The sequence below is a fragment of the Cronobacter sp. JZ38 genome (assembly GCF_008932145.1).
Classification (GTDB): domain Bacteria; phylum Pseudomonadota; class Gammaproteobacteria; order Enterobacterales; family Enterobacteriaceae; genus Cronobacter; species Cronobacter muytjensii.
This window is the reverse complement of record NZ_CP017662.1, coordinates 694,616-706,163: the sequence shown is the minus strand read 5'-3', so window position 1 is coordinate 706,163 and position 11,548 is coordinate 694,616. Positions and strand designations below refer to the sequence as shown.

The following is an 11,548-nucleotide window of genomic DNA, read 5'->3' as shown; positions in this document are numbered from 1 at the left end:
TTAGCGGAAATTCAGGCTCTTATCGCTGGTCATGCTGTAGAGATCGAACTTACGGCCCAGCATCTGACCGCCGTCACGGGTGAGCGGCGTCCAGCCGATAGCCGCGCGGCTGCGGGTCGGGCTGGTGGTAAAGAGATCGAACGGCACCGATACATACACGCCTTTGGTGAAATCCCCCTCGCCGTACTCTTCAGGCGACACGTTGGTAATGGTGGCGTACGCGCCCACTACAATGCCGCTGTCGAAATGTTTCGACACCTCAAGCGTGCCCCCTTTGTCGCCCGCCAGATACTGACCGACGCTCGCTTTAATCAGCACATCCTGCGCAAACGGCGGCGTCCAGTAGGCGGTCAGGTGCCCGGTTTTCACGCTGTAATCGGTGAACTTCATCATGTTCTGCGGGCTGGTCCAGTCACGCTGCTTCACGTAGTTGCCGTTGACGCCAAATGCCCAGTTGCTGTCCACCGGACGCCACAGCACTTCCGCGCCCGCGCCCGCGTACATGGTTTCCAGATAACCCGCGTAGATCTGACCGTAGAAATCGCCGCCCAGATGCTGGAAGTAGTTGGCCTGCAGGTTATTTACGTAATAGTTGTTTTCAACATATTCACGCACGCGGGTACGCACGCGCGGCAGCGGCGAACTGTCTTTCGGATCGGTGTAGTTAAATTTGTCGTAGTTATTCGCCAGATTCACAAACACGCTACCGGTCGTCAGCAGGTGGTCAGTCAGCCAGAGATCGGCGGTGCCCATCAGGCCGAGCTGGTACATGTAGAAATTTTCCGGGCCGCCGATGGACTGATTCAGCACCGGGTTGAGCGCGATGTTAAAGCGCGATTTTTCGATATACCAGCCCTGCTCCGGGTTCTCCGCCTCTACCGGCGCCATACGCTGCTGCGCCAGTTGGGTTTCATGGCCGAGCGGCTCGCCTTCGAGATGGCGTCTTAGGCTCGCCACATCGGTTTCCGTGGTCACCTGCGGCATATTCAGACGCGTTTCAGTAATCCGGATGCGGTTCACGCCTTCTGGCAGGTCGTTCATGATAATGCGGTTGGCGCGCTCAATGCCCTCGCGCGAGTCGCGATACTTATACTGCTCGCCGGTAACGTAGAGCGTATCGCCCTTCACCTGGATCTGCGGATCGTTAAGCCCGGCGTTATATTTCAGCGAGGTGAGCTGGTTTGCCACCACGCTGTGCTGCAACACCGGATCCTGCGGCTGCGGCTCATATTCCGGACGACGGTTATCGTTATAGGACGGGCGCAGATCGTTAAAGTTGGTGCGCAGCGTAAAGCCGAACATCAGCGTGTTGCCGCGCTCGTAGCTCAGATTCACGTCCGCCCAGTCGGCGACACGGTAAATCGCGCCGACGTTAAATTTGCTCTTCTGATCGATTTTACCCGCGAAGTCCTGGGTGTAGTTGTTGCCTTCATACTCCAGCTTCAGGCGCAGCGGCTGCCACGGCGTCTGGTATTCGATGCCGCCGAAAATCGCGGCCGGGCCGTGGAACATGGTGCTGCCGTCGATAGAGCCCGCGCGCTGGTAGCTCGGGTCGCGGTAGCAGAATTTGTCGTCATACTGGCAGAACGGGTTTTTCACGTTGCCGTTGGTGCCAAGATAGCCCCAGCCAAGCCCCAGCGAGAAGTCAAATGGCCCCCAGGCTTTACTGGCGACCAGATATTCGGCGTCAAACAGGCCCGTACCGCCGATATCGCGCGCGCCTACCGCGACCTGCGGCAGCCAGTAGCCCTCTTCCCACAGGCGCAGCTTGAGATCGAACGCTTTATCTTTATAGGTCTGGTTGCCGGAGAACGAATCCACGCTGGAGTATTCGCGGGTACGCACGTCGGTGTAGCGCAGCGTGGTTTCGAGCCACGGGAACAGCTGAATGGACGCTGAGTAGTAACGATACTGGTCGTTATCGTGATAGTTCAGGCTAAGTTCGCCGTCGCGCGCCATACGCGCCGTCGGCGTCTGCATCAGGCCAACGCCCCCAAAATCGGTCTGCGAGGGGCCAACAGGGGCCGGATACGTTTCGGCATGGCAGGCGGAAGCGACCGCCAGCGCCAGCAGGCTGAGGTAGTAATGTGTTTTCATTAATCCGGTATCCGATGCGTCAGAGAAGAGATGATTTGCTCGTTCAGCCCGTCATACGCTGAGGTAAACGTATGGTCGGCAAAGCCGACGTACAGGATGCTGCCGGGCATCGGTTCAACGTGGCGTTTATTCCAGTAGGCCACTGGCACTTTTTCCACGCGCCCGGTCGGCTGAATCAGCCAGGCGTAGCTGCGCTCGGCGCCGCTTAAACGGCTGACCTCATCGAGATAATCGGTGACCGGCTTGCCGGGAGTAAACGTTTTTTTGCCAGGCGCGCTGACCAGGCCTGCGAGCGTAATAGTGGATGGCTGCTGGCCGACCCATAACTCGTAGTCGCCTTCCAGCGGCGGATTGTTTTGCGGACGCACCCGCACGCGGTCCGGGTCAAGGATGACTCTCTGACGGCCCGTCACTTTCATGGCCTGTAACTGCTGACGCACGCGGTTAATCGCCGCGCCGTCATCGCCGCCCTCTTCGGCGGCCAGTGACGCCAGGCGGTTTAACAGCACCTGATGTTGCGCCTGCGCCTCAACGCTTGCCTGACGTTCGCTGATAACCGCGCCCAGCCACCAGCTGCCAGCTAACTGCGGTTGAGAAACCAGATCGGCGAGATGTTTCGCGCCGGAAACTTTTAGCGGCTGTGCATGGTCCCGATAAACGGTAATGGTGCCGTCGGCGAAAGCGCAAAAGCTGCCGAGGCTAAATATCAGCGAAGCGATAAGTGTGGTTTTCATTATTTCGCTGCCTTCAACAGAATAGTAGTGACCGGGAAATAGCCCGCACCCAGATATTGTTTTGACTGACGAATCTGCCCTTCGCTGTCCACCCAGAAGCGGTTATGCCAGGTGGCCGCATCGGTAGTCACTTCTTCATCCAGCACACGCACGGGCGTGATATCACTGCCCACTTTCAGCGTATCGGTGCCGTCCCAGGTAAAAGTAGAGCGGGCGGTGGCGTAACGCACCTGGTGGCGCTCGGTCCAGCCCATCGTGCGCGTCCAGCTGGCGCCATCGATAATTTGATTCGTGTGCGCCAGGGGGTCGGCGGCCACGTTATTAATGTCGATAAGATTGTCGGCGAGGCTTAAGGTTTTCACGACGCGGCCATGCTGCGTCACGATCGTCGCGCGGTCCTGCGTAACCCATTTTTGTTGGCCATTTTCAGAAAACGCGAGCACCACAAAGAGTTGCGGGCCGTTATTTAGCGTCATGTACTGGCTGGCATAAGGCATGTTCTGGATATCGTCATCCGTGAGCTGTACGCCATCCGGGCCGAAGAGGCTTTGCCTGAGTGAATTGCCGAGTCCCTTGGTCGTGGTGGAGCAGGCCTGAATCATCAGGCACATCAACACAATCGCGAGTCGCTTCACGATATTTCCCCAAAAAAAGTCAAAATAACCACACCGTAGTGTGGTTATGGTTAAAGCCCCCGAAGGGTTTACTGGGTGGTGCTGGTGGTGGTGGTAGTGGTGGTCCCGGTATTGGAACCATCGCCGCCGCCGGTGGCGGCAAGCGCCACACCGACTACCGACCCTACAGTGCTTGATGCGGTGGCGCTGGAGCTGCCAACCGACACGGAGGTCGCTGCCGAGCCTGCCGCTTCACCGACGCTAACCGGTGCCGCCTGGGCTGAGACAGCAGCGCCAAGCGCTGCAATGGCGAAAACGCCACTAAGGATTTTCTTCATATCAATTTCCCTTCATTGAATGAATGGAGATTTACCCGAAAAGATTTTCAGGCGCTTCCGAGTATACACAACAACCCCTGTCGGTTTACGACACAGGGAAATAGGCACAGGGTTTTAGGATAATTCGACAAATAGCGAGGGATGTCATAATAGATTTTATATAAATCGCATATTTTTCAATTTGTTATAATATATCCCTGATAAAGGGTAATCCGGTTTATCTGAAACCCTTCAGGCGTGCGCAAGCCGGGCGCGGCGATTTTCGGATTAACCTCAAGATTAAAGAGTAGCGGGAAACAGGCGGACAACAAGATTTATCTGAGAAAAAAATGCCGGCATATTGCCGGCATCATTACGCTTATTTTGCAGGGCTGCTTAAATCAGGCGCGCCAGGCTTTATAACGGTTAATTAAGCCGTTGGTGGAGCTGTCGTGGCTGTCGATCGCCTTCTCATCGCCAAGCTCCGGCAGGATGCGGTTAGCAAGCTGTTTGCCAAGCTCCACGCCCCACTGGTCGAAGGTGAAGATGTTCAGAATCGCGCCCTGGGTGAAGATTTTGTGCTCGTAGAGCGCAATCAGCGCGCCCAGGCTGAACGGGGTAATTTCACGCAGCAGAATAGAGTTAGTCGGGCGGTTGCCTTCAAATACTTTGAACGGCACCACGTGATCCAGTTGCGCCGGATCTTTGCCCTGATCGCGGAACTCCTGCTCTACGACGTCGCGGGATTTACCGAACGCCAGCGCCTCGGTCTGAGCGAAGAAGTTAGACAGCAGCTTCTGGTGATGATCCGACAGCGGGTTGTGGGTGATGGCAGGCGCGATGAAATCGCACGGCACCAGCTTGGTGCCCTGATGGATCAGCTGATAAAACGCATGCTGGCCGTTGGTGCCCGGCTCGCCCCAGATGATAGGGCCCGTCTGGTAATCCACAGCGTTGCCGTTGCGGTCAACGTATTTGCCGTTGGATTCCATGTTGCCCTGCTGGAAATAGGCGGCGAAACGGTGCATGTATTGGTCATAAGGCAGAATCGCTTCGGTTTCCGCGCCAAAGAAGTTGTTGTACCAGATGCCAATCAGCGCCAGCAGCACCGGCAGGTTTTTGTCCAGTTCGGTGGTGGAGAAGTGCTGATCCATCGCGTGCGCGCCGGAGAGCAGCTCGACAAAGTTGTCGTAACCGACAGACAGAATAATGGACAGACCGATCGCCGACCACAGAGAGTAACGACCGCCGACCCAGTCCCAGAATTCGAACATATTTGCGGTATCGATACCGAAATCGCCCACCGCTTTGGCGTTAGTGGAGAGCGCCGCGAAGTGCTTCGCCACGTGTTTTTCGTCGCCGGCGGTGCTCAGGAACCAGTCGCGCGCGCTGTGCGCGTTGGTCATGGTTTCCTGCGTGGTGAAGGTCTTGGACGCCACCAGGAACAGCGTGGATTCCGGATTCACTTTCTTCAGCACCTCGGCGATGTGGGTGCCGTCCACGTTGGAGACGAAGTGCATGTTCAGGTGGTTTTTGTACGGGCGCAGCGCTTCGGTGACCATGAACGGGCCGAGGTCAGAGCCACCGATGCCGATGTTCACCACATCAGTGATCGGCTTGCCGGTGTAGCCTTTCCACTCGCCGGAGATAATCGCTTCGGAGAATTTTTTCATTTTCTCCAGTACCGCGTTCACTTCCGGCATCACATCTTTGCCGTCAACCAGGATAGGCGTGTTGCTGCGGTTGCGCAGCGCGACATGCAGCACGGCGCGGTCTTCGGTACGGTTGATCTTCTCGCCGGAGAACATGGATTTAATCGCGCCCGCCAGATCGGTCTCTTTTGCGAGATCCAGCAGTTTGCTGAGGGTTTCTTCGGTGATGCGGTTTTTGGAGTAGTCCACCAGCATCAGATCGTTGAAGGTGGCGGAGAATTTACTGAAGCGGTCGGCGTCTTTGGCGAAGAGGTCAGCGATAGTGACATCTTTCATAACGTCGAAGTGATTCTGTAGTGCCTGCCAGGCAGAAGTCTGCGTTGGGTTGATGTTTTTCATAGCAATACTCTTGTGATTTGAGAATTGTGACTGCGGTCGATTGTAGCGCCAGTCGCTGAAATTGTGATGATTTTTATCATAAGGCCGGACGCACGCCTCCCCAGAGAGCAGACCAAAGTATAGCCGTTATAAGTTATTTTCCTGGCAGCCCGCGTAACATGAAAAATCCCTATGACCGTATCGTTGACAATCCCCCGGCCAAACCTTTATTTATGAATACGTCCCGCGACAAGCGCGCTGCGCGCCGTCTGCCGGACACTGTTATGGTGTTTCAGGCGCAATACATGGAAACCTGAAACCGCTGAAAACCGATACTCCAGCATTTCGTTTTGCCGCAAGGCGGCGACGCAGCGAATCCCCGGGAGCATACAAAAGTATGTGACGGGGGTGAGCGAGGAAAGCCAACGCCGCGGAAAAACAAAAAGCAATGAGTCGCTGTTTTCCAGAATAGTTCGGGATGTGGCAAGGCGGTAAGCGAGAAAGCGGACGCACGCTCAGTCTGAACAAAACCGATACTCCAGCATTTCGTTTTGCCGCAAGGCGGCGACGCAGCGAATCCCCAGGAGCATACAAAAGTATGTGACGGGGGTGAGCGAGGAAAGCCAACGCCGCGGAAAAACAAATAGCAATGAGTCGCTGTTTTCCAAAATAGTTCGGGATGTGGCAAGGCGGTAAGCGGGCGCATCCCCAGGAGCATACATAAGTATGTGACTGGGGTAAGGCCGCGCAACCAACGCAGCCACAGCCTGAAATATGAAGGAAAACCAGAAGAGGCGCGTCGCCCAGGTAGCGTGTGCAAGGAGCCAGTCCTGCGACCACACGTCATGGGGAGCGACGCCGAGGTAGCGCGGCGTCTGGCAACGTTCGCTATCGACTGCAGGGGCTGAATCCCCTGGGTTGTCACCCGAAGCGCCCGCAGTCGGACGCTTCGCAAGGTGGAGCGCTTCTGGGTGAATGTAGTTGTGGTTTTTCCCGTCTGCGTCCGCCCCCTTACCGCTCTCTCCTTGTGCCATGGCTGATAAACGTTGCGCCATCACGGATGGTTCCCTGACACGAGGTAGTTATGACAAATTCTTTAGTGGTCGCTAAATTTGGCGGCACCAGCGTGGCGGATTTCGACGCCATGAACCGCAGCGCCGATGTCGTCCTGGACGATGGCAAGGTCCGCCTGGTGGTGCTTTCCGCCTCCGCTGGCATCACTAATCTGCTGGTGGCGCTGGCCGAAGGGCTGGAAGCGACCGAGCGCTTTGTAAAGCTCGACGCCATCCGCAAAATTCAGTACGACATCCTGGAGCGCCTGCAAAACCCGACGGTGATCCGCGAAGAGATCGACCGCCTGCTGGAAAACATCGCCACCCTTTCTGAGGCCGCGTCGCTCGCCACCTCTACGGCGCTGACTGACGAGCTGGTCAGCCACGGCGAGCTCATGTCCACCCTGCTGTTTGTCGAAATCCTGCGCGAGCGAAACGTGCAGGCGCAGTGGTTCGACGTGCGCAAAGTGATGCGCACCAGCGACCGCTTTGGCCGCGCCGAGCCGGATGTTGCCGCGCTTGCCGAACTGTGCGCGCAGCAACTCACGCCGCGCCTTGCGGAAGGACTGGTGATAACGCAAGGGTTTATCGGTAGCGAAACCAAAGGGCGCACCACCACGCTTGGCCGCGGCGGCAGCGATTATACCGCCGCGCTGCTTGGCGAGGCGCTACAGGCGAGCCGCATCGATATCTGGACTGACGTACCGGGCATTTACACCACCGACCCGCGCGTGGTGCCTGCCGCAAAACGCATTGATGAAATCGCCTTTGAAGAAGCGGCCGAGATGGCGACGTTTGGCGCCAAAGTACTGCATCCGGCGACCCTGCTGCCCGCGGTGCGCAGCGATATTCCGGTGTTTGTCGGCTCCAGCAAAGACCCGAAAGCGGGCGGCACGCTGGTGTGCAATAAAACCACCCATCCGCCGCTGTTCCGCGCGCTGGCGCTGCGCCGCAAACAGACGCTGCTCACGCTCCACAGCCTGAATATGCTGCACTCGCGCGGCTTCCTGGCCGAAGTGTTCTGCATCCTGGCGCGGCACAATATTTCGGTCGATCTCATTACCACGTCGGAAGTGAGCGTGGCGCTGACGCTTGACACCACCGGCTCCACCTCGACCGGCGACACGCTGCTGACGCAGGCGCTGCTGACCGAGCTCTCCTCGCTTTGCCGCGTGGAAGTGGAAGAAAATCTGGCGCTGGTCGCGCTGATTGGCAACAACCTCTCGAAAGCCTGCGGCGTGGGTAAAGAGGTGTTTGGCGTGCTGGAGCCGTTCAACATCCGCATGATTTGCTATGGCGCGTCGAGCTATAACCTCTGCTTCCTGGTGCCGGGCAACGACGCCGAACAGGTGGTCCAGAAACTGCACCATAATCTCTTCGAATAAGTAAAAAAATGGCCTGACACTGTCAGGCCATCACCGTTTCATAAAGCAGTTTATCTAACAGACTCGCCTGCGCTTTTTCGCTGTGCGGCAGTTCCGGCGGCGTTTCGCCACGCGCCAGCTCTGCCGTGATGAACGCGTGTATCCGCGGCATCGCCGCGCCATATTCGGCCTCGCCCGCCCGCTGTTTTCTCGCCAGCAGCGCGTCTATTTCCTGACGCAGCAGCGGATCGGTCACGGTGCCCTCCAGCAAATGGACAAAACGCATCGGCGGCGCGCCCTTGCCCGCTTCTATCCAGCGAACTGCAAGCAGCGGGCGCAACACGTAGAAATATTTCTTCAGCCGCACCTGCTCGCCCTGCAAATAACTGAGAAAGTTTTTGCGCGCCATAGAGTAATAGTGCCAGCGCGCCCGCTCGGCGGAGAACCACAGCGGCACCTGTTCGCGCAGCGCGCCGATAGCCGTCTCATCCTGCTGATAGACGATCGGCGAATCAAGCCACTCGATAAGCGTGGGGTTCGCCCGTTTAAGCAGCCCGAGCGCCTTACGCCACTCCCAGCCGCAGACATCGAGCGTGTCATCTATAGGCAGTTCGATGACATCGCGCGGCGGCTCCACGCGTAAATACCACGCCGGCGGGTGCACATAGAGAAAGCGCACATCGTAATCACTGTCCGGCGAGGCAAAGCCCCAGCCGCGACTGCCCGACTCACAGGCGTAAAGCACTTTCACGCCATGCTTTTGTTCCACTTCAGTTAATACCTGCCGCACGCGCTCGCGCATGGCGGCGTCCACGCCGTTCAGTTCCATGTTGTTTCCTTAAAAATTATCCCTTAACGCACACGACCTGACGCAGCGTATGCACAATTTCCACCAGCGACGACTGCGCCGCCATCACGGCCTCGATGTCTTTATACGCCATCGGAATTTCGTCGATCACGTCGCTGTCTTTACGACACTCAACATGCGCCGTGGCGCGAATTTGATCTTCCACTGTGAAGCGTTTTTTCGCCGCGGTACGGCTCATGGTACGCCCGGCGCCGTGGCTGCATGAGCAGAAGCTCTCTTCATTACCCAGCCCACGCACGATAAAACTTTTCGCGCCCATTGAGCCTGGGATTATCCCCATCTGCCCTTTCTGCGCCGACACCGCCCCTTTACGCGTCACCAGGATCTCTTCGCCAAAGTGCGTTTCCTTCTGCACATAGTTATGGTGGCAGTTCACGGCCTCCTGCTGCGTCATAAACGGCTTCGTAATGATGGCGGACAGCGCAGCCAGCACGCGGTTCATCATCACTTCGCGGTTCTGGCGGGCAAAATCCTGCGCCCACTCTACCGCTTCGATGTAATCGGCGTAGTGCTTGCTGCCCTCTTCAAAATAAGCGAGGTCGCGGTCCGGCAGATTGGCGATATGGCGTTGCATATCTTTCTGGGCAAGCCCGATAAAGTGGGTGCCGATGGCGTTACCCACGCCGCGTGACCCGCTGTGCAGCATCACCCAGACGCGCTCCTGCTCATCAAGGCAGATCTCGATAAAGTGGTTGCCGGTACCGAGCGTTCCCAGATGCTGATGATTATTGGTTTTCAGCAGGTTGGGATATTTATCGGTCAGGCGCTTAAAGCGCGGCGCGAGCGTCGCCCAGTGATTATCCACATCCTGCGGCGTGTTCGACCACGACCCTTTATCGCGCTTACCGTGACCGACGTTACGCCCGTGCGGAACGGCCTGCTCGATAGCGCTACGCAGCCCGCTCAGGTTATCCGGCAGATCGCGCGCGACAAGCGAGGTGCGCACCGCGATCATTCCGCAGCCGATATCGACACCTACCGCCGCCGGGATAATCGCGCCTTTGGTCGGGATCACGCTGCCGATGGTGGAGCCTTTACCCAGGTGCACATCCGGCATTACCGCCAGGTGTTTAAAGATAAATGGCATTTTTGCCGTCTTCAGCAGTTGCTCGCGCGCTTCCGGCTCCACCGGTACGCCGTGCGTCCACATTTTTACCGGCGCGCCGTTAACCTGCGCCAGCGTCTGATAGTTTTCTTTCATTTTCATACACCTTTAATCTGTACCAGCCCCTGCAGCACCTGATCCAGGCCGCCGAAAACGGAGATCTTATCGATACGCTCCGCCACTTTTTCCAGGGTTTCGAGTTCTTTCAGTCGCAGGGCGACCGGGTTGTTTTCCATGACTTTCGCGGTGTTCAGCAGCGAACGGGTCGCGGCGGTCTCTTCACGGCGGCGGATAACATTGGCCTGCGCGGATTTCTCCGCTTCTACCAGCCGTGACAAAATGGTTTTCATATCGCCCGGCAGGACAATATCTTTCACACCGGTTGACGCGACCTCGATGCCAAACGGCGCCATGCGGGCAATCACCTGCGCACTCACCACGTCATCAATCACCTGTTTGTTTTCCAGCAGTTCATCGAGCGTGCGGGTGCCGACCGCCTCGCGCAGCGCGAATTGCAGTTCGCGGTATAAATACTCCAGCGGTTTGGCAAGCTGGCTGTACGCCTGCAACACGTCCTGATAGCGCCAGTTCGCGCCGAGGTTGATGCGCAGGTTCACTTTATCTTTGGTCAGGATCTCCTGGCCGGAGACATCCATCGCCTGAATACGCGTATCCACCACTTCGGCTTCTACCAGGTGGTTGATTTTCCAGTAGGCGCTTAAGCCTGGCGGCAGCAGCGGCTGGGTGACGCCGTCGATTTTCAGCACGCCCACGTGCCACGCCGGTACGTTGACGGCAAGGACTGCGTCGCGGCCCTTCACCGCCGCATCGCGACCGCGTGGCTGCAATACCGCGTTCATGATTTCCGTCGGCACCTGCACGTCACGAGTATCGACAAGCACGGCGCGCAGGCTGTCGCCGTCACGCCAGAAGAGACGACGTGCGCCCGGCGGGATGATTTCCACCAGCACGTTGTTGCGCCACAGCGCCGCCGTTTCGTTATCGGCGGTATCGACCGCCAGGCAATACTTCTCTACCCATTCTGGCTGAAAACGACGCAAATAATCGGCCAGCTCCAGCGCCACATCGCCGCTGTTCAGCGCCACGATGGTGACGTCCGGTTTGTTAAACCACGGCAGGCGATGCTCGCCCGCTTCCAGCACCTGATAATAGTCGCCCTGTTTTGCCAGCAAACCCAACTGGCCCTTACGAATCGTCACGTTGTTATTCATTTTTTCCCTTACTGTTCTGGCTGACGCGGATAATGGCGCGAAGCGGAAGGGGGAAGCGACCGCTGTTCTGGTCTTTTCTGCCTGCCGCCCGGCGCCATGACCGGCGTCAGCGTGTGGCAGTCGCTAACCACTCAA

At 57.5% G+C, this 11,548-nt stretch carries 9 protein-coding genes and 1 riboswitch; of the genes, 1 reads left to right on the top strand and 8 read right to left on the bottom strand.

The window, feature by feature from the left end; translation table 11 throughout:
• The 5 genes from BJP61_RS03300 to pgi all read right to left on the bottom strand — a co-directional run bounded on the left by BJP61_RS03300 (window position 1) and on the right by pgi (window position 5,813).
• A complete protein-coding gene (locus tag BJP61_RS03300; RefSeq protein ID WP_038867300.1) occupies window positions 1-2,097 on the bottom strand; it encodes a YjbH domain-containing protein in 2,097 nt (698 codons plus the stop codon).
• Window positions 2,097-2,831 carry a capsule biosynthesis GfcC D2 domain-containing protein gene (locus BJP61_RS03295; RefSeq protein WP_161579040.1) on the bottom strand — a complete coding sequence of 245 codons (735 nt, stop codon included), beginning with the start codon at window positions 2,829-2,831 and terminating at the stop codon, window positions 2,097-2,099. The genes BJP61_RS03300 and BJP61_RS03295 overlap by 1 nt, the downstream gene beginning before the upstream one ends.
• Window positions 2,831-3,466, bottom strand: a complete 636-nt coding sequence (locus BJP61_RS03290) for a YjbF family lipoprotein (protein ID WP_220393057.1) — start codon at window positions 3,464-3,466, stop codon at window positions 2,831-2,833. Before BJP61_RS03290 ends, BJP61_RS03295 begins: the two co-directional genes overlap by 1 nt.
• 68 nt (window positions 3,467-3,534) lie before the next feature.
• Window positions 3,535-3,783 (bottom strand): exopolysaccharide production protein YjbE, encoded by a 249-nt coding sequence (gene yjbE / locus BJP61_RS03285; protein ID WP_038867292.1) that lies wholly within the window; start codon window positions 3,781-3,783, stop codon window positions 3,535-3,537.
• A 380-nt stretch (window positions 3,784-4,163) separates the two neighbouring features.
• Complete coding sequence (pgi, locus tag BJP61_RS03280) at window positions 4,164-5,813, bottom strand: glucose-6-phosphate isomerase (protein WP_161579039.1); 1,650 nt, start codon at window positions 5,811-5,813, stop codon at window positions 4,164-4,166.
• Between the two features lie 760 nt (window positions 5,814-6,573).
• Window positions 6,574-6,767: riboswitch (Lysine riboswitch) on the top strand.
• 109 nt (window positions 6,768-6,876) lie between these two features.
• On the opposite strand from pgi, the gene lysC reads away from it, so the two are divergent.
• Entirely contained in the window at window positions 6,877-8,229 is a 1,353-nt protein-coding gene (gene lysC, locus BJP61_RS03275; RefSeq protein ID WP_171997820.1) for a lysine-sensitive aspartokinase 3, read from the top strand.
• A 22-nt stretch (window positions 8,230-8,251) separates the two neighbouring features.
• Here the strand turns inward: lysC and BJP61_RS03270 are convergent, their stop codons facing one another.
• The 3 genes from BJP61_RS03270 to BJP61_RS03260 are packed head-to-tail and all read right to left on the bottom strand — an operon-like array spanning window position 8,252 to window position 11,413.
• Window positions 8,252-9,037, bottom strand: coding sequence for a nucleotidyltransferase domain-containing protein (locus BJP61_RS03270; RefSeq protein WP_038867286.1), 786 nt, complete (start codon window positions 9,035-9,037; stop codon window positions 8,252-8,254).
• Between the two features lie 16 nt (window positions 9,038-9,053).
• On the bottom strand, window positions 9,054-10,277 hold the full coding sequence (locus BJP61_RS03265; protein WP_038867284.1) for an RtcB family protein: 1,224 nt from the start codon (window positions 10,275-10,277) through the stop codon (window positions 9,054-9,056).
• A 2-nt stretch (window positions 10,278-10,279) separates the two neighbouring features.
• Window positions 10,280-11,413 (bottom strand): slipin family protein, encoded by a 1,134-nt coding sequence (locus tag BJP61_RS03260; RefSeq protein ID WP_171997819.1) that lies wholly within the window; start codon window positions 11,411-11,413, stop codon window positions 10,280-10,282.
• Between the last annotated feature and the right edge of the window lie 135 nt (window positions 11,414-11,548).

Bases quoted from the DNA above. Each gene is read 5' to 3' on its own strand.
- BJP61_RS03300 (WP_038867300.1), bottom strand. From the start codon at position 2,097: ATGAAAACACATTACTACCTCAGCCTGCTGGCGCTGGCGGTCGCTTCC.
- BJP61_RS03295 (WP_161579040.1), bottom strand. From the start codon at position 2,831: ATGAAAACCACACTTATCGCTTCGCTGATATTTAGCCTCGGCAGCTTT.
- yjbE (WP_038867292.1), bottom strand. From the start codon at position 3,783: ATGAAGAAAATCCTTAGTGGCGTTTTCGCCATTGCAGCGCTTGGCGCT.
- pgi (WP_161579039.1), bottom strand. From the start codon at position 5,813: ATGAAAAACATCAACCCAACGCAGACTTCTGCCTGGCAGGCACTACAG.
- lysC (WP_171997820.1), top strand. From the start codon at position 6,877: ATGACAAATTCTTTAGTGGTCGCTAAATTTGGCGGCACCAGCGTGGCG.
- BJP61_RS03270 (WP_038867286.1), bottom strand. From the start codon at position 9,037: ATGGAACTGAACGGCGTGGACGCCGCCATGCGCGAGCGCGTGCGGCAG.
- BJP61_RS03265 (WP_038867284.1), bottom strand. From the start codon at position 10,277: ATGAAAGAAAACTATCAGACGCTGGCGCAGGTTAACGGCGCGCCGGTA.
- BJP61_RS03260 (WP_171997819.1), bottom strand. From the start codon at position 11,413: ATGAATAACAACGTGACGATTCGTAAGGGCCAGTTGGGTTTGCTGGCA.